Below are 17150 nucleotides of genomic sequence, written 5' to 3'. Positions count from 1 at the left end.
GAATAGATAGAAATGGACTTCCAACAAATAACGCCCTATAGCAGCACGGCCTGGAACAGCGAGCGCTACTCCAACCAGAAGCCACGCCCGGAACAGGGCTCGCTGATTAAACTGCTGCAAGGTGGTGACCCGCTACCCTGGAGCCGGGCCAACGAAACGGTTCCCGTCAGTATGATCCGGGAGCCAACCTCCGCAGAGATCAAACAGCGCATCAAAGACAATAAAGGGGAAACCTATTGGGATGAGAGCCAGTATAGCGCAGGCTCATTAAATAAATGGGGACTGATCTATTTTTACCTTACTGCAATCGCCAAAGGTTTTTGCACGATAGGCGGACCACTTTTCATCATTGTGATTTTAGGCTTTATTATTTTTGACACCAGCTTAAATTTTAATGAACTACTAGAAACCTTATATATATATATACTCTTTGTCTTCCTTCCATGCGGACTGATCTGGGGCTACTTCGAAGCCTCGGGCCGCGGCTACCTCCCCATGCCCTGGTTTATGACAGCGGTCAAACATTTCACGTTTAGCCGTGCTACCGGCATGGTCACCCGCTACAAAAACAATAAAGAGCTCTATAGCCATCCTTTCCCCGAGTTCGACTGTTATCTGGTTAGTAGCCCCAGCCATCAGGGGATTCTCAGCTACCAGCTGCATCTGGTGCACCGCTATCATCGCTACTTCGATAGCATCCCCCTGCACGGCTTCAGCACCAGCCAGCAACCGGACGAGTTTGAGCGGATCTGGAACCTGATCCAGCGCTATATGGACACCAGCCAATCGATGCCCGATGTGCCTGAACTGGAACCCGCCCGGCCCCGCGACCCCACGACTGCTGCCTACGATGCTAAAACCAATCGTAAACCTGATTACTGGTTCTCAATGGATGATGATACATTTCAGAAAGCGCTTCAGGAGCTGCGCTTCGGTCCCTCAATGGGCCCGGAGATCGATCTGTTTAATGGCGGCACTCAAGCCTGATAACGCCTGAGCACACTAACGGACTGAATTGATAAAAATGGACTTCCAACAGATAACGCCCTATAGCAGCAGTGCCTGGAACAGCCAGCGCTATTCCAACCAGAAGCCACGCCCGGAACAAGGCACGCTGATTAAACTACTACAGGGGGGTGACCCCCTGCCCTGGTGCAGGGCCAACGAAACCGTTCCGGTCAGTATGATTGAGGAACCCACCCCAACCGAGATCAAGCAGCGCATCAAAGACAATAAAGGCGAAACCCACTGGGATGAGAACCAGCATAGTGCTGGGTCACTGAATAAATATGGATTAATCTACTTTTATCTTACTGCTATAGCCAAAGGAATATGTACCATATTACTACCTGTGTTTATTGCTGTATTACTTTCTTTTGCTGTTTTTGACGGCTGGGGCTTTACAAAAATCGCTGGGGCCATATATATATAGCATTTACGTGTTCCTTCCTTCAGGCCTAATCTGGGGCTACTTCGAAGCCTCTGGCCGCGGCTACCTCCCCATACCCTGGTTTATGAAAGCGGTTAAACATTTTACCTTCAGCCGCAGCACCGGCATGGTCACCCGCTATAAAAATAATAAAGAGCTCTACAGCCACCCTTTCCCGGAGTTTGACTGTTATCTGGTCAGCAGCCCCAGCCATCAGGGGATTCTCAGCTATCAATTGCATCTGGTGCACCGCTATCATCGTTACTTCGACAGTATTCCCCTGCACGGCTTCAGCACCAGCCAGCAACCGGATGAGTTCAAACGGGTCTGGAACCTGATCCAGCGCTATATGGACACCAGCCAACCGATGCCCGATGTGCCTGAGCTGGAACCCGCCCGTCCTCGCGACCCCACGACGGCTGCCTACGATGCTAAAACCAATCGTAAACCTGATTACTGGTTCTCAATGGATGATGATACATTTCAGGAAGCTCTTCAGGAGCTGCGCTTCGGTCCCTCAATGGGTCCGGAGATTGATCTGTTTAATGGTGGCATACAAGCCTGATAACACTAACGGACTGAATAGATAGAAATGGACTTCCAACAGATAACGCCCTATAGCAGCAGTGCCTGGAACAGCGAACGCTACTCCAACCAGAAGCCACGCCCCGAACAAGGCACACTGACCAAGTGGCTACAGGGCGGTGATCCCCTCCCCTGGTCACGCCCCAACACAAGCCTTCCAGCCAGCATGATCCAGGAACCCACCCCAACCGAGATCAAGCAGCGTCTAAAAAATAATAAAGGCGAAACCCATTGGGATGAAAAAAAGTATGGGGCAGGATCACTAAACAAGTGGGGGTTAATTTACTTTTACTTAACCATGTTTGGTAAGGGCATTTGTACTATCTTTGCTCCTATTTTTTCAATAGTCGTTTTATGTTTCATAATTTTTGACGACAATCTTGATTTCAATGAATTAGCAGATGTCATATTTATATATATAGCCTATATTTTCCTCCCTTCCGGCCTAATCTGGGGCTACGCTGAAGCGTCTGAACATGGATATTTACCCATGCCTTGGTTTATGAAAGCGGTAAAATACTTTACCTTCAGCCGCTCCACCGGCATGGTCACCCGCTACAAAAATAATAAAGAGCTCTATAGCCACCCTTTCCCGGAGTTCGACTGTTATCTGGTCAGCAGCCCCAGCCATCAGGGTATACTCAGCTATCAATTGCATCTGGTGCACCGCTATCATCGTTACTTCGACAGTATTCCCCTGCACGGCTTCAGCACCAGCCAGCAACCGGATGAGTTCAAACGGGTCTGGAACCTAATCCAGCGCTATATGGACACCAGCCAGCCGATGCCTGATGTGCCGGAACTGGAGCCAGCCCGGCCCCGCGACCCTACAACTGCCGCCTGGGATAAGCAACATAACCGCAAGCCCGACTACTGGTTCTCAATGGATGATGACGAGTTTGAAGAGGCGATCGCTCAACTGCGCGCCGAACAACGCTTTATGCCCTCCCAGGGCCCGGAGATTGATCTGTTTAATGGCGGTACTCAAGTCTGAGTAGCCTGACATTGACTGCCGTAATAGTTAACACATGGAGGTGTAACCGATGAATCATTCTGTATTGAAAGATCTTAGTTTTTCCAAAGCCAGTGAATACACTGAAAAGATGGCCAGGTTAAACAAAAATCTGAACAGTCTTAAGTACCAGCTGTTGTTCGCTTATCTGTTATTAACGTTCACACTCTTTGCGATGATAAATTTCCCCTACCTACCGGTATACGCATTTGTCATTATTTTCATATTCCCGATATTGTCGGTATCACGTCAAATCAAACACTATGAACACGCCATTCAAACACTAAAAGAATCCGTCGAAGATTTTGACTTCTATATGCACTGATTTTCGTCATAAAAAAACGCGCTGGCCTTTCGGACAACGCGTTTTTATTTAACCAACTCTAAAGAGTAGGCAGCATCAGATCACAAACAGGTGGTGCTTTTTCTTACCCAGTTTCACCAGGAAGAAACGACCGTAAGTGCCGTTCGCAGCGGCGAACACTTCAGCCGCTTTCATGTTGTCATCCATACCCTTCTCAGCACCGTTAACGATAACAGCATTACGCTGCAAGGCATCTTTGATCTGTTTACCGGAAGCCGCCAGACCCGCATCACTCAGCAGAGTGGTCAGCGGTGTTTCCACCAGGTCAATACCTGCAAGACTGGATGACGGCAGACCATCCAGTTGCAGCTGTTCAAAATCCGCTTCGCTCAGGTCAGAGAGGTTTCCACTGAACAGGGCGTCAGTAATGCGCATCGCAGCAACCAGCCCCTCTTCGCCATGCACCAGACGGGTCACTTCCCTTGCCAGTACCGACTGTGCTTCAGGGCGGCCTTCACGCTCAGCATCCGCTTTTTCCAGTGCATCGATCGCTTCAATGGATAAAAAGGTGAAGTATCTGAGGAAGTTGTATACATCAGCATCATTAGTCTGCAGCCAGAACTGATAGAAGGCGTATGGTGAGGTTTTAGCCGGCGACAGCCAGATAGTGCCAGACTCAGTTTTACCAAACTTAGTACCATCAGATTTGGTAATCAGTGGCAGGGTCAGACCAAAGGCTTTGTTGCCGTTCATGCGCCGGGTCAGCTCGGTACCACCGGTGATATTACCCCACTGATCAGAACCACCGATCTGCAGGGTGCAGCCGTGACTGGCGTTCAGTTGCTGATAATCATAAGACTGCAGAATCATGTAGGTAAATTCGGTAAAGGAGATCCCCTCACCTTCCCGGTCGATCCGCTGTTTGACCGACTCCTTAGCAATCATCTGGTTAACGGAGAAATGCTTACCCACATCCCGCAGGAAGGTAAGAATATCCATCCCCCGGGTCCAGTCGAGGTTATTCACCACCTCTGCACTGTTTGCACCACAGTCGAAGTCGATAAACTGACTCACCTGACCTTTGAGTTTTTCAACCCAGCCCGCCACGGTGCTGTCATCGTTGAGTTTGCGTTCCTGGGCTTTAAAGCTCGGATCACCGATCAGACCGGTGGCACCACCCACCAGCGCCAGTGGCTTGTGACCGGCCTGCTGAAAACGTTTCAGCGCCAGCAGTGGCACCAGTGAACCGATGTGAAGACTATCTGCGGTGGGGTCAAAGCCACAATAGAGGGTAACAGAGCCTTCAGCCAGGTGTTGTTCCAGCTCTTCTTCACTGGTCATCTGCGCGATCAGTCCGCGCGCACTGAGATCCTGTAACAGTGTTTTGTCTGTCATTGCCGTCTATTAACCTTCACAAAATAAGTAGTAATCATGGATTGGGGGCATATTCTACCCTTCCACATTAAATCCGACAAACCTATGATGTTCAGATCAAACAAAGCCAACACTTTTTTCAGGCTAAACATCGCTTTACTTACATGCGGCTTACTTACAGCAACTGCAGACAGAACTTTCCTCTGAAAACGCGTTCTGATAGAGCTGACCGGACGCGCAACCCTGTCATCCTGATCTGAAAAAGAGACAACCGCGTCTGCGGATGCTGAACTTTTCGCTTAATTTGTAACGTTTTTCGCCGATACAGGGTGAATATTTCGATTATGTGACAGCATCCGGTATAATTCAGCGAATTTTTGCATACAGAGGTACAGTGCCGTGTTTTTAGTTGAACGGTTAAAAAGGCATCTCCCGATCACCCACCTGATGGCGGTCATCATCTGTACAGCCATTATCGGTCTGACAGCGATGCTGATGCCGTCTGCGGAGGCTCCGGCTTCAGACGCGCCAACGACATTCAGCCAGCCTCAAATCAACGACTCAGAACCACCGTCTCCATTCGGTCTACAGTCTGCCACACCACATGCAGATAAGACTAAGCCCGATCAGATGGCGATGATGTCACCCGCAGCCCAGCCAGCGTCCCCTCAGCCAGAAGAGCAGAAACCAGACGTTTGGCAGGATGTGACCGTTCGCAGTGGCGATACCCTGACTTCTGTGTTTCAACGGGCGGGTCTTAGCAGCCGGGATGCTTTTCTGGTGAGTGATGCCGTTAAAGGCACTGAAGCGCTGAAACGAATCTACCCTGGCCAGACCATCAGCTTTGTTATCGACGATAAACAGTTGGTTAAACTAAAGCATATCCGCAATCAACTGCAAAGCACTCTTCTAAGCGCCACCGATCAGGGCTACAGCGTTAAAGAGATAACCAAGCAACCTGATATCGAGTCCCGTTTTGCTTCCGGCACCATCGAAAACTCCCTGTTTCTTGATGCCTCTGCTGCGGGCCTGTCCGACAAGATGATTATGGAGCTGGCCGCGATTTTTGGCTGGGACATCGACTTTGTTCTCGACCTGCGTCAGGGCGATAGTTTCAACCTGATCTACGAAGAGAAGTTTCTCGATGGCAAAAAGATCGGTGAAGGCGACATCCTCTCTGCCCAGTTCGTTAATCAGGGTGAAACCTACACCGCTATCCGCTTCACCGACAGCGATGGCAACAGCAGCTATTACACGCCGGAAGGCGACAGCATGCGCAAAACGTTCCTGCGTAGCCCGGTGGATTTTGCTCGCATCAGCTCCAGCTTCAAAACCAACCGAAAACACCCTGTGCTGGGTCTGACCCGCGCCCATAAAGGCACTGACTATGCTGCGCGCACCGGCACACCGATCAAAGCGGCTGGCGATGGCAAGATTATCTGGCGCGGCAAGAAAGGCGGCTACGGCAACTGCGTGATCGTCCAGCATGGCGGCAACATTACCACCCTCTACGGCCATATGAATAACTTCCGCAAAGGCCAGAAAACCGGCAGCCGGGTCAGCCAGGGTGATGTGATCGGCTATGTAGGAAAGACCGGACTCGCCTCAGGTCCGCATCTGCACTACGAGTTCCGGGTTAATGGTGTACATAAAAACCCGCAGACAGTAAAACTACCTCAGGCGGCATCTATTGATAACGCTGAGCGTAAAAAGTTCTTAGTCGTGGCTGAAACATCACTGGCACAACTGGAGTCGTTCAAAGCAACTCAGCTGGCATCAGCGGCTAACTGATCTCAGCATCCGGCAGGCAGACACCTCAATGAGCAGCCCAACTCCTGACCCAATGAATGCGCCCCTCTATATAGGCCTGATGTCGGGTACCAGCCTGGACAGCATCGATGCGGTAGCAGTTCGCTTTGAACCGGCATTTGAGCTGCTTGCCTGTCATAGCGAACCGATCCCTGCGGCTATCCATGCAGCCACCCTGGCGCTGTTCGACCCCGGTGATAATGAGATTGAACGACTGGGGCGACTGGATCTTGAGCTCGCTGAACTGTTCGCCACCGCCGTCGAAAACCTGATTCGCCTGAACGCTCTGGACCGCCAGCAGATCGCCGCGATTGGCAGCCATGGACAGACTATTCGTCACCGACCCGAGGCACATTTCACCCTACAGATTGGCGACCCGAATCTGATCGCCGAACGCACCGGCATCACCACCATCGGTGATTTCCGTCGCCGTGATATGGCTGCAGGCGGTCAGGGCGCACCACTGGTGCCCGCGTTTCACAGTGCGCTGTTTCGTCACCCTGATCATAACCGGGTGCTGGTAAATATTGGCGGTATGGCTAACATGACCATTCTGGAAGCAGCTAAGGATAAACCGGTGCTGGGTTACGATACCGGCCCCGGTAATGTGCTGATGGACAGCTGGATTATGCAGCACAAAAGCGAAAGCTATGACCGGGATGGGCGCTGGGCCGCTACAGGCAAAGTACTGCCAGCACTACTGGAAAAACTGCGAGCACTACCCTACTTCAGTGAAGCTCCCCCAAAAAGCACCGGCCGGGAGCAGTTTAACCTGCATTGGCTGGAGCAGACGGTGCAGACCCTCACAGAAAAACCATCGTCTGAAGATGTTCAGGCAACCTTGCTGGAACTTACCGCAGTGTCGATTGCCGATGCCATCAAAAGCCACCATCTGAGTGACTTGCAGATATTTCTCTGTGGTGGCGGCAGCCACAACAGCCTGCTGAAAGCCCGGCTGACTCAACTGCTGAAACCACACTATCTGAGCACCACCGCAGAACTGAGCCTTGATCCGGACTGGGTTGAAGCGGCAGCATTTGCCTGGCTGGCCTACCGCACCCTCAACCGGATGAGCGGTAACGTTCCGGAGGTTACCGGCGCTGCAGGATATCGGCCGCTGGGGGCAATTTACTGGGGTTGACTAGCCTGAAACTTCAAACCTAACCTACCGCCAACAATGGAATCAGCTGATTCTTATTCACCATCAGGTCGGCCAGGGTGTAGTTTCGCAACGTATCGATAAATGCCCGCATCCCTTCAATCAGGGCTTTTTTCAATTCACAACAGGGAAGCAACTGACAGGATGTCGTGGTGCAATCAACACCGTCGAGATAATTTTCTAACTGTTCGATAACCTCCCCGATATTGATCGTTTCAGGGCTAACTGCCAGCCGGATTCCACCATTTTTGCCGCGAATTGTCTGCACATATCCCAGTTTTGCCAGTTGCCCGATCACTTTAACCATATGACTCTGAGACACCTGATATACAGCAGAGACTTCTGCCACGCTACTGAGCCGCGCCTCTTCCAGAGTAGCCAGATACATCAGAGTACGCAGGCCAAAATCAGTGAAAGCGCTTAATCTCATGGACACTCCTCAGGGTCAAAACAATAAAAAACGGGGTATAGACAACTATACCCCGTTTAATTGCCTCGCCATAGCGGCAGCAATCATAAACGCCTCAACAATAAATTGCAGCAGGTGGCCAGTGCAGCCGCTTGTGGATAAAGCTTAGCCCACAGGCCCAACTGGTCGGTACTAAAACAGAAGAACAGCGACATCACACCGGCAACCACAGCACTCTTAACGATCAGTTTCACTTTGCTCAAGCCAGACTTTCCCCCGGGCCAAACACTTCATAGTGAAGCCGGTCATCATCAATATTACGATCTTTCAACTGCTGATAGATCGCCTTCATAAACGGCAACGGTCCGCAAAAATAATACTCGGCATCTTCCGGGCAATAATGTTCAAGCCAGTCGGCGGTGATATAACCTGAGTGGTCATAATCAACCCCCTGCCGGGCATCGCTCAAATCATCATAAAAGGTGACTGCGGTCAGCTCGGGGAAGTCCCTATTCAGGCAATGGATATGTTCTGCAAACGCATGGGTATTACGGTTACGGGTGCCATGCAGCCAGACAATTTTCCGACAGTCCTGATTGAACAGCAGCTGATTCAGCATACTCAGCATCGGTGTTATCCCCACCCCTCCACTAATCAATACCACGGGGCGATTATTCTGCTGCAAAAACAGATCGCCACCGGGCATATGGATCGCCAGGCGACTACCCACCTCAACCTGAGTATGCAGATAATTAGACACCCGGCCTTCAGGTATATCAGCAGCCGGTGAAGGCTCTCGTTTGACTGAGATTCGATATCCCTCTGGAGTATAACGATCAGACAGACTGTATTGGCGAATCTCTTCATGTTCCCAGTCCGGATTCACAATTTTCAGGCTGAGAAACTGACCCGCAAGGTAAACAGGTAGCGGCTTGCCATCCACCGGGCTCAGATAGAAAGAGCGGATCTCATCGCTCTCATCGACTATACGGGTAACGCTGAACGCTTTAAAACCAGCCCAGCCCTCTGCTTCTGCCTGTGCATAAAGCTGTTGCTCGCGTCCGATCAGAATATCCGCCAACTGTTGATACGCTTCTGCCCAGGCTTGCAAAACACTGTCTGTAGCCACCTCTTCACCTAACACCGCTCTGATCGCCTTCAGCAGGTTACGCCCGACAATCTCATACTGCGGCGGGGTGATATCAAGACTGAAATGCTTCATGGCGATTTTTTCGACCGCGCCACTCAGTGCACCAAGATTATCGATATTCGCGGCATACCCCAGGATAGCGGCCGCCAGAGTTGACTGCTGTCGGCCGTTCGCCTGACTGGCCATATTGAACACATGCTGAAGTTCCGGATTCTCGGCGAATAGCAGCCGATAAAAATGTTGTGTGATCGCTTCTCCCGATGCCTGAATAGCAGGCACTGTCGCTTTCACAATGGCAATTGTTTCTGTTTGCATAACCACCCTTCCTAATTAACAAAATTGATCTTTTCATTTTTTATAGTGACGCACTGAAGCGATGTTTCAGCGTTGCCGATTGCGTTGCAAAATATCGTAATGGCAGGCCTCTAAAGGAGGAAACAGCTCCCGTTCTTCAAAACGGATGTGATCTTTAAGCAGGATTGCAAACGCCTTTACGCCCTCTGCATCCTGAGCACTCATCAATGAACGCAGTTGCCGGTGTTCTTCTTGAAAACGATTCAACAATGGCTCGCTGATGCCCTGAACCAACAACTCTTCCTCTGCGAAATGCGCATTGAGATCGGTTTGCACTGCCTCACAGATCCCCGCCCAGTAACTCAGCATTGAATCTGAGCCCTGCTCGGAGAGATCCTGCAACCGTTTGACATAGACCAGGCCGGTATGATGCTCCCGGCTCAGGGGCTGAAGAAGCGCAGACCTTTTCACTAAATGACTCCGAAAGCAGGATATATAATAATATTCATTTGAAATACATATTATTGAGATATAATATTCATGTCAAATGAATATTAATAGGGAGACTGACAATGGTTATCTGGTCTACAAGTGAGATATGTGTCTTTTTTGCGGTTATCGGAATGATCGTTTTTAAGCTCTGGAGTGTCTGGCACGTGTCGCTTAAAGCGGGGGCTAATCGTGAGGGGCGCGCTATTTTTCTCGGAATACTAGGCGGTCTGACACTGTTTGGCCTGACCGCAAAAATGTATATCTCCCATGTCCTGGGCTAATCAGGAAGCCTGAAAAATAAAAAAGCCAGCAGATGCTGGCTTTTTGAATGTTGTAACAGATGTTAATCAGATCGAGAAAGAGGATCCACAACCGCAGGTAGTCGTCGCATTGGGATTATTGATGACAAACTGTGAACCCTGCAGGCCCTCTTTGTAATCCACTACCGAACCTACCAGATACTGATAGCTCATCGAGTCGATCACCATGGAAACGCCATCGTTATCGATCTCGGTGTCATCATCGGCAACCGCCTCATCAAACGTGAAGCCGTAAGAGAAACCCGCGCAACCACCACCAGTAATATATACCCGCAGTTTAAGGTTATCGTTCTGTTCCTCTTCGATCAGACTTTTCACCTTGGCGGCCGCGGAATCGGAAAACACCATATCCGGCTGCTGGTCAGTCATCTCTGTCATATCTGCTCCACTAAAAAATAGTTTTACCTGTTCAGGTAGGTATTATCTATTTAACCAACTAAAATAGTCAAGTATAGATAATTAACCTTTACGGCATCATCCCTGCGTGACGCAGACCTTCGGTCTCATCAAAACCAAACATAATATTGAGATTCTGAATCGCTTGCCCGGCAGCGCCCTTGACCAGATTGTCGATCACTGACAGTACTACCACAGTGTCATCGTTCTGTGGTCGGAACACACTGATACGACACATGTTAGCGCCTTTAACGCTGCGGGTTTCTGGCAGACTGCCGGCTGGCATCACGTCCACAAATGGCTCATTGGCATAGCGCTGTTCAAACAGCTCCTGCAAACCATCGGTCGGATCTTTGAGAATACCGTAAAGCGTTGCATGGATACCGCGAATCATCGGCGTCAGGTGGGGCACAAAGGTCAGACCAACGGGACGGCCTGCGGCTTCACTCAGCCCCTGCTTCACCTCTGGCAGATGACGATGTCCGGCAACCGCATAGGCTTTCATGCTTTCACTGCTTTCACACAACAGCGAACCGACACTGGCACCACGACCGGCACCACTAACACCGGACTTAACATCGGCAATCAAACGACGATGATCGATCAGGCCGTTTTCCACCAGCGGCAGAAAGCCCAGCTGGGTCGCGGTTGGATAGCACCCCGGACAGGCAATCATCCGCGCGGTTTTAATCAACTCCCGGTTCACTTCCGGCAGACCATAGACCGCTTGCGCAGCCAGTTCTGCACTGGTGTGCTCCATGCCATACCATTGAGACCAGAGTTGCAGATCTTTAATCCGGAAATCCGCGCCCAGGTCGATCACCCGCACTCCCCGCTCCACCAGCTCAGGGGCCATCTTCATCGCCACCCCATGCGGGGTAGCAAAGAACACTGCATCGCACTGTGCCAGGGTATCCACATCCGGTACCGTAAACTGCAGATCGTAGTGACCACGCAGGTTGGGGTACATATCGTCAATTCGCATACCTTCCTCAGAGCGGGAGGTAATCACCTCGACCGATACTTCAGGATGATTCGCCAACAACCTTAGCAGCTCTACGCCGGTGTACCCGGTGCCGCCTACGATACCTACTTTGATCACTTTGACCTCACAAATCGTTCTACGGTTTTCTATTCAGTCTGCGTATGATACAAACCCTTGAGGGGCATTACTATTGCGTATAGATAAAATAGGCAGTCAAAAGCCCATCTGCTAAGGCTTTCTATCACGCGCGTTTAAAAACAGGCTGATCAGTTCCCGATGTTCAAAGACTCCCTATCATTCGCTCACTTCCGTAATCGGCTGGCCCATGCAGAGGCTCTGCCGCAGCTGGTGTTGCTGGGGATCATGTCAGGGCTGGTTTCCGGTATGGTGATTCTGGCCTTTCGGCTGATGATCGATCTGCCACTGGAGTTCTGGTTGCCCGGCGGGCAGAGTGAAAATTTTGAAGGACTACCTGTCTGGCTGCGCATTGTGTTGCCGATCATCGGCGTTATCGTGATTGCATTGCTGTTCTGGCAGCTGTTACCAGCCACCCGAAAAGTGGGTGTTGTCCATGTGCTCGAACGGCTTAGCTACCATCAGGGCAACCTGCCCGCAAAAAATATGCTGGTACAGTTTTTCGGTGGTGGCATTGCACTGTTAACCGGCCAGTCAGTTGGCCGGGAAGGGCCAGCGATCCACCTGGGCGCTGCCTGCGGTAGCCTTATCGGCCAGGTGTTTAAGCTGCCCAACAATACCCTGCGATTACTGGTGGGCTGTGGTGTGGCAGCGGCGATATCCGCTGCATTTAATACCCCATTGGCCGGGGTAATTTTTTCCATGGAAGTAATTCTGATGGAGTACACCGTGATCGGCTTCACCCCGGTACTGGTTGCCTCGGTCACCGCAGCTTTGCTGATCCGGATAACCTACGGCGCGGAGTCAGTGTTCACTATCCCGGCACTACAGATACAGTCTGTCTCTGAAATTCCTTTTGTGATTCTGCTGGGCGTTATTTGTGCCCTGCTCGCCGCGGGGTTTATCCGTATTATGGTACAGACGCAGAAGTCAGTTAGCTGGCCTCTGGGGGTAAAACTTTTAGTCGCCGGCAGCCTAACAGGGCTGGTAGCAATCTGGTATCCACAGGTAATGGGGCTCGGCTATGACACCATCTCTGAGGTGCTACAGGGAAATGTGAGCCTGACACTACTGGCGGGGCTGCTAATTGCTAAATCGTTATTGACGCCCATCGTTCTCGGGCTGGGTATTCCCGGCGGCCTGATCGGCCCAACGCTTTATATCGGTGCTGTGGCCGGCGCCACCTTCGCGATGCTGGTCGCCCATTATACCGGCGAAAGCAATTCCGGTGTTGGCTTCTACGCCATGCTGGGGATGGGCGCGATGATGGGGGCCGTGCTGAACGCACCACTGGCGGCCCTGATAGCCCTGCTGGAACTGACCGGCAACCCCAATATTATTTTCCCCGGTATGCTGACGATTGTGGTCGCCAGCACCGCCGTGCGTTTCTTCTTTAATCAACCATCGATTTTTCTCAGCTCGCTCAAAGCGCAGGGGCTGGACTACCGTCAGGAACCACTGACACAGGTACTCTCACGGCTGGGTGTCGAAAGCGTGATGAATACCAGTTTTGTCCGCTGTGATATGAAAATCGGCTGTGAGTCAGCAATAAAAGCACTGGAACAGCGGCCCGAGTGGCTTATTCTGGAGGACAAAAAAGGCCTTCCCCGCTATATTCTGTTACCCGCCGATCTGCAATATTTTATCGACCGGGAGACTGAACTGAACGGTTTTAATCCACAGCTTGAACTGGACCTTCTCGAAGTACCTGCCATTCGTAAAGATATTGTTTCCCTGGGCGTCAATGCGACGCTCAAAGAAGCCCTGGACAGGATGAACAGTGAACGGCTGGATGCCTTGTGGATACAGAACTACAGCAAAGAGATTACCGGCACCATCACCCGTGAACAAGTCGAACAGTTCTATACCCAAAAAACAGATTAACCCGCCAGCAGAGCAACCGATCAGCCGATGAAAAATTTCCAGTTACAAGGCCTGTACGCCATTACCGATAGCAAACTAATGCCCGATACCGACAGTATGCTGTTTCAGGTGGAACAGGCTCTGCGCGGTGGCGCTCAGATTATCCAGTACCGCGACAAATCTTCCGATCACCCCCGGCGCCTTCAGCAGGCGCTGGCACTGGTTGACCTGTGCAATCAGTTCAGTCGCCCCCTGCTGATCAACGACGATACCGTGTTAGCCAAAGCCTGTTGCGCTCATGGCGTTCATCTGGGACAGAGTGACGGCAATATCCGCCAGGCCCGTGAATATCTGGGTGTCGACGCGATTATCGGTAACACCTGCCACAGCTCTCTGGAGCTGGCGCAGATAGCCTGTGAGCAAAGTGCGGATTACGTCGCCTTTGGCGCTTTTTTCCCTTCCAGCACCAAACCCGATGCCACACCCGCACCGATTGGCCTGCTCAATGAAGCAAGATCAACACTCCCCGTTCCGGTGGTAGCGATTGGCGGCATTAATATGGATAATGCAGGGCAGGTAATTTCAGCCGGGGCGGATATGATCGCAGTGATCCACAGTCTGTTTGCCAGTGATGACATTTGCGCCCGGGCCGGACAGTTTGACAGTCTGTTTAACTGATCCGCTCACGACACGAATTTAAGAGAGTTCAACATGTCCCGTTCAGAGTCTTTATTTCAGGCCGCACAGGCCCATATCCCTGGTGGCGTTAACTCACCGGTCCGCGCCTTTAAAGGTGTCGGTGGCACGCCGATCTTCTTCAAGCGCGGTGAAGCGGCTTATCTGTTCGATGAAGACGACAAGCAATATATCGACTATGTTGGCTCCTGGGGGCCGATGATTCTCGGCCACGCTCACCCATCAGTGATGGATGCGGTGCGCAAAGTGATGGATTCCGGACTGGGATTCGGCGCACCGACAGCGATTGAGATCGAAATGGCTGATAAGGTCTGCGAGATGATGCCGGGCATGGATATGGTGCGGATGGTGAACTCCGGCACCGAAGCCACCATGAGTGCCATCCGTCTGGCCCGGGGTTATACCGGCCGTGACAAGATTGTGAAGTTTGAAGGCTGCTACCACGGTCATTCTGACTCACTGCTGGTTAAAGCCGGTTCCGGCATGCTGACGCTGGGCGAGCCTAGCTCTCCGGGTGTACCAGCCAGTCTGGCAGAACACACCATCACCCTCACCTATAACGATATCGACAATGTGCGCGAGGCCTTCGCGGAAGCGGGCAACGATATCGCCTGTATTATTGTTGAGCCCGTGGCTGGCAACATGAACTGTATTCCACCGGTTCCGGGATTCCTCGAAGGACTGCGTGAAGTTTGTGACCAGTATGGCGCAGTGTTGATTCTGGATGAAGTGATGACCGGCTTTCGGGTCTCGCTGACCGGCGCACAGGGTTATTACGGCGTAGTGCCGGACCTGACCACCATGGGCAAGGTTATCGGCGGCGGACTGCCGGTCGGCGCCTTCGGTGGCAAGCGCAAAATAATGGAACACATCTCTCCACTGGGCCCGGTTTATCAGGCAGGCACCCTGTCCGGCAATCCACTAGCGATGGCCGCTGGTCTGGCGATGCTGAACGCCCTTGAGGAAGAGGGCTTCCACGAAAAACTCAGCGCGAAAACTGAACTGCTGACACAGGGTTTTGAAGCAATGGCACTGCGTTATGGCGTGCCGTTCACCACCACGCAGGTCGGCGGCATGTTCGGCCTGTTCTTCACCGATCAGGAACAGGTCACGTGCTTTGCCCAGGTAATGAAGTGCGATGCCGCGAAGTTTGGTCGTTTCTTCCACGGCATGCTGGAAGAGGGTATCTATTTGGCGCCTTCCGCGTTTGAGGCGGGCTTTATGTCTCAGGCGCACACCGAAGCGGATATCAACGCGACTATCGAAGCGGCTGGGCGGGTATTTGCCAAGCTGGCAGCGGAGTAAAACGATTGCTGAGTCTGGCTTTAGGCGCACTGCTGATCGGCGCACTGTTTGCAGCGTTACAACTGCAAAACAGTGCCAAAAATCTGACAAAAGATCAGGCTGATTCGCCACGTACAACCCTGCAGGCGGGCGCGTTAAGCGCCCTCTTTATCGCCCTGTCCGCGTTAGCTGAACTACTGCTCACACAGACAGGCAGTGATATAGAAACCCTGCAACGGATGCTGGCAAACCTAGCGTATTATGCCGCCTTACCGCTCCTGGCAACGGCAATGTTAGTGAGTGCTCGCAATGCTCATTGGGAACGTCCTGCATGGGGCCGCTGGCTGATCGGTCTTTTCGCCCTGTTTGAGTTATTACGACGAATGGAACATGGTGAGCTTTATACACAAGTAGTGGCCGTCTTCGTCTCTGCCGCACTGCTGTTTGCAGCGCTGCTCACACATGAGAAACGACTGCGAGGCGTAACGCTGATTGCCAGTATCAATATGGCGATAGCCCTGCTGCTGACCGGCCCCGGCGCACTATTACCAAACCCTCTTGATGACAACGACTATCTATACCCTCTACTGCTAGCCGGCGCTCTGCCACTGATCGCCAGCGCCATTAAGCAAACAGTGCTTTTTAACCTGCAAAAAAACAGATAACAATAATTGTCCTGTTGATTCAGAACAATGTTGATTTCATTCAACATTAACGACAACACATCGTCTGCATGCAATAAAAAAAATATTTAATATCAGAAACTTATAGACTTACCGTCAGCATCCCTATACAGTGGTCACCAGCTAGAAAGAAGTCTCATATTTACATCCTACATTTCGTTGTATTATTCGTAACACCACGTCCTGCAGTTTCTAAGTCTTAGTCTACAATTTCATGCATTTCCGCCTTTTTAAGGCACACTCTAAATTTCAGGATATTATTATGTCTAATACAACAACTGGCACGGTTAAGTGGTTCAACGAAACTAAAGGTTTTGGTTTTATCGAGCAACTGTCTGGCCCCGATGTTTTCGCTCACTTCAGCGCAATCGTCAGTGATGGCTTTAAAACTCTGGCTGAAGGCCAGCAAGTACAGTTTAGCGTTACCAGCGGTCCTAAAGGACCTCAGGCCGAGAACATTGTAGCGATCTAATCGATAGCTGCTGTTAAAAAAGGGCAAACCTTGCGGGGTTTGCCCTTTTTTTTATTTTGCTAATAGAGAGGGAGCGTTAAACTTTGTTAGCCTGCAACCTCCCCTGCGCATTATCTTTGCTCTTTGTAGTAAACCTCTACTCTGCTCTTTAAAGACAAACCTCTGAGAAAAAGTCTATCCATTCAACAGACATGCTATGGGAGAATATACTTAAGTCATAGAAAGTTAAAAATTTCATCAAGGTCGAGCAAATACAGTTAAAAAGACATAGAAAAATCCGACATCAGTGATGATATCGG

General features: G+C 51.1%; 19 protein-coding genes. 12 read left to right on the top strand and 7 right to left on the bottom strand.

Features of this window, described 5'->3' with window-relative positions:
- The first annotated feature begins 12 nt into the window (after positions 1-12).
- From Q0499_RS18000 to Q0499_RS17985, 4 genes are read left to right on the top strand one after another with little or no spacing between them, the layout of a single operon-like run.
- Positions 13-987, top strand: coding sequence for a hypothetical protein (locus Q0499_RS18000; protein ID WP_299202312.1), 975 nt, complete (start codon positions 13-15; stop codon positions 985-987).
- Between the two features lie 37 nt (positions 988-1024).
- On the top strand, positions 1025-1432 hold the full coding sequence (locus Q0499_RS17995) for a hypothetical protein (protein ID WP_299202309.1): 408 nt from the start codon (positions 1025-1027) through the stop codon (positions 1430-1432).
- Between the two features lie 7 nt (positions 1433-1439).
- Positions 1440-1994: a hypothetical protein gene (locus tag Q0499_RS17990; protein WP_299202307.1), complete on the top strand. Its 555-nt coding sequence runs from the start codon at positions 1440-1442 to the stop codon at positions 1992-1994.
- 27 nt (positions 1995-2021) lie between these two features.
- Entirely contained in the window at positions 2022-3008 is a 987-nt protein-coding gene (locus Q0499_RS17985; protein ID WP_299202304.1) for a hypothetical protein, read from the top strand.
- A gap of 418 nt (positions 3009-3426) precedes the next feature.
- Here the strand turns inward: Q0499_RS17985 and tyrS are convergent, their stop codons facing one another.
- The gene (tyrS, locus tag Q0499_RS17980; protein WP_299202301.1) at positions 3427-4725 is read right to left on the bottom strand and encodes a tyrosine--tRNA ligase; all 1299 of its coding nucleotides are present in this window, start codon (positions 4723-4725) and stop codon (positions 3427-3429) included.
- A 378-nt stretch (positions 4726-5103) separates the two neighbouring features.
- Between tyrS and Q0499_RS17975 the strand changes: the two genes are divergently transcribed.
- Both Q0499_RS17975 and Q0499_RS17970 read left to right on the top strand, forming a co-directional pair.
- Positions 5104-6495, top strand: coding sequence for a peptidoglycan DD-metalloendopeptidase family protein (locus Q0499_RS17975; protein WP_299202298.1), 1392 nt, complete (start codon positions 5104-5106; stop codon positions 6493-6495).
- A 52-nt stretch (positions 6496-6547) separates the two neighbouring features.
- Positions 6548-7654, top strand: coding sequence for an anhydro-N-acetylmuramic acid kinase (locus tag Q0499_RS17970; RefSeq protein ID WP_363317830.1), 1107 nt, complete (start codon positions 6548-6550; stop codon positions 7652-7654).
- A 19-nt stretch (positions 7655-7673) separates the two neighbouring features.
- Here Q0499_RS17970 and Q0499_RS17965 read toward each other — a convergent pair whose 3' ends face one another.
- From Q0499_RS17965 to Q0499_RS17950, 4 genes are all read right to left on the bottom strand, one after another.
- Positions 7674-8102, bottom strand: coding sequence for an Rrf2 family transcriptional regulator (locus Q0499_RS17965; protein ID WP_299202291.1), 429 nt, complete (start codon positions 8100-8102; stop codon positions 7674-7676).
- A gap of 83 nt (positions 8103-8185) precedes the next feature.
- Positions 8186-8344, bottom strand: coding sequence for a hypothetical protein (locus Q0499_RS17960; RefSeq protein WP_299202288.1), 159 nt, complete (start codon positions 8342-8344; stop codon positions 8186-8188).
- The gene (hmpA, locus tag Q0499_RS17955; protein ID WP_299202285.1) at positions 8341-9546 is read right to left on the bottom strand and encodes an NO-inducible flavohemoprotein; all 1206 of its coding nucleotides are present in this window, start codon (positions 9544-9546) and stop codon (positions 8341-8343) included. The genes Q0499_RS17960 and hmpA overlap by 4 nt, the downstream gene beginning before the upstream one ends.
- A 66-nt stretch (positions 9547-9612) precedes the next feature.
- On the bottom strand, positions 9613-9996 hold the full coding sequence (locus Q0499_RS17950; protein WP_299202282.1) for a hemerythrin domain-containing protein: 384 nt from the start codon (positions 9994-9996) through the stop codon (positions 9613-9615).
- Positions 9997-10148: 152 nt separating this feature from the next.
- On the opposite strand from Q0499_RS17950, the gene Q0499_RS17945 reads away from it, so the two are divergent.
- Positions 10149-10298, top strand: a complete 150-nt coding sequence (locus Q0499_RS17945) for a hypothetical protein (RefSeq protein WP_299202279.1) — start codon at positions 10149-10151, stop codon at positions 10296-10298.
- A 66-nt stretch (positions 10299-10364) separates the two neighbouring features.
- Here the strand turns inward: Q0499_RS17945 and erpA are convergent, their stop codons facing one another.
- On the bottom strand, positions 10365-10715 hold the full coding sequence (gene erpA / locus Q0499_RS17940) for an iron-sulfur cluster insertion protein ErpA (RefSeq protein WP_296062005.1): 351 nt from the start codon (positions 10713-10715) through the stop codon (positions 10365-10367).
- 88 nt (positions 10716-10803) lie between these two features.
- On the bottom strand, positions 10804-11835 hold the full coding sequence (gene argC / locus Q0499_RS17935; RefSeq protein ID WP_299202276.1) for an N-acetyl-gamma-glutamyl-phosphate reductase: 1032 nt from the start codon (positions 11833-11835) through the stop codon (positions 10804-10806).
- Between the two features lie 159 nt (positions 11836-11994).
- Here argC and Q0499_RS17930 point away from each other — a divergent pair, with 159 nt between their 5' ends.
- From Q0499_RS17930 to Q0499_RS17910, 5 genes are all read left to right on the top strand, one after another.
- Entirely contained in the window at positions 11995-13737 is a 1743-nt protein-coding gene (locus tag Q0499_RS17930; protein ID WP_299202273.1) for a chloride channel protein, read from the top strand.
- A 27-nt stretch (positions 13738-13764) separates the two neighbouring features.
- Positions 13765-14394 carry a thiamine phosphate synthase gene (gene thiE, locus Q0499_RS17925; protein ID WP_299202270.1) on the top strand — a complete coding sequence of 210 codons (630 nt, stop codon included), beginning with the start codon at positions 13765-13767 and terminating at the stop codon, positions 14392-14394.
- Positions 14395-14427: 33 nt separating this feature from the next.
- Positions 14428-15717: a glutamate-1-semialdehyde 2,1-aminomutase gene (gene hemL / locus Q0499_RS17920; protein WP_299202267.1), complete on the top strand. Its 1290-nt coding sequence runs from the start codon at positions 14428-14430 to the stop codon at positions 15715-15717.
- A 5-nt stretch (positions 15718-15722) separates the two neighbouring features.
- Positions 15723-16361 carry a hypothetical protein gene (locus Q0499_RS17915; RefSeq protein WP_299202264.1) on the top strand — a complete coding sequence of 213 codons (639 nt, stop codon included), beginning with the start codon at positions 15723-15725 and terminating at the stop codon, positions 16359-16361.
- 280 nt (positions 16362-16641) lie between these two features.
- The gene (locus tag Q0499_RS17910) at positions 16642-16851 is read left to right on the top strand and encodes a cold-shock protein (RefSeq protein ID WP_299202261.1); all 210 of its coding nucleotides are present in this window, start codon (positions 16642-16644) and stop codon (positions 16849-16851) included.
- Positions 16852-17150: the final 299 nt, after the last annotated feature.

It is taken from the genome of uncultured Amphritea sp., assembly GCF_937127095.1.
Taxonomy (GTDB): Bacteria; Pseudomonadota; Gammaproteobacteria; order Pseudomonadales; family Balneatricaceae; genus Amphritea.
The sequence above is the reverse complement of the archived record's forward strand: the minus strand, read 5'-3'. Positions and strand labels throughout refer to the sequence as shown.

Bases quoted from the DNA above. Each gene is read 5' to 3' on its own strand.
- Q0499_RS18000 (WP_299202312.1), top strand. From the start codon at position 13: ATGGACTTCCAACAAATAACGCCCTATAGCAGCACGGCCTGGAACAGC.
- erpA (WP_296062005.1), bottom strand. From the start codon at position 10,715: ATGACAGAGATGACTGACCAGCAGCCGGATATGGTGTTTTCCGATTCC.
- hemL (WP_299202267.1), top strand. From the start codon at position 14,428: ATGTCCCGTTCAGAGTCTTTATTTCAGGCCGCACAGGCCCATATCCCT.
- thiE (WP_299202270.1), top strand. From the start codon at position 13,765: ATGAAAAATTTCCAGTTACAAGGCCTGTACGCCATTACCGATAGCAAA.
- tyrS (WP_299202301.1), bottom strand. From the start codon at position 4,725: ATGACAGACAAAACACTGTTACAGGATCTCAGTGCGCGCGGACTGATC.
- Q0499_RS17910 (WP_299202261.1), top strand. From the start codon at position 16,642: ATGTCTAATACAACAACTGGCACGGTTAAGTGGTTCAACGAAACTAAA.
- Q0499_RS17970 (WP_363317830.1), top strand. From the start codon at position 6,548: ATGAATGCGCCCCTCTATATAGGCCTGATGTCGGGTACCAGCCTGGAC.
- Q0499_RS17995 (WP_299202309.1), top strand. From the start codon at position 1,025: ATGGACTTCCAACAGATAACGCCCTATAGCAGCAGTGCCTGGAACAGC.
- hmpA (WP_299202285.1), bottom strand. From the start codon at position 9,546: ATGCAAACAGAAACAATTGCCATTGTGAAAGCGACAGTGCCTGCTATT.
- Q0499_RS17945 (WP_299202279.1), top strand. From the start codon at position 10,149: ATGATCGTTTTTAAGCTCTGGAGTGTCTGGCACGTGTCGCTTAAAGCG.
- Q0499_RS17965 (WP_299202291.1), bottom strand. From the start codon at position 8,102: ATGAGATTAAGCGCTTTCACTGATTTTGGCCTGCGTACTCTGATGTAT.
- Q0499_RS17930 (WP_299202273.1), top strand. From the start codon at position 11,995: ATGTTCAAAGACTCCCTATCATTCGCTCACTTCCGTAATCGGCTGGCC.
- Q0499_RS17985 (WP_299202304.1), top strand. From the start codon at position 2,022: ATGGACTTCCAACAGATAACGCCCTATAGCAGCAGTGCCTGGAACAGC.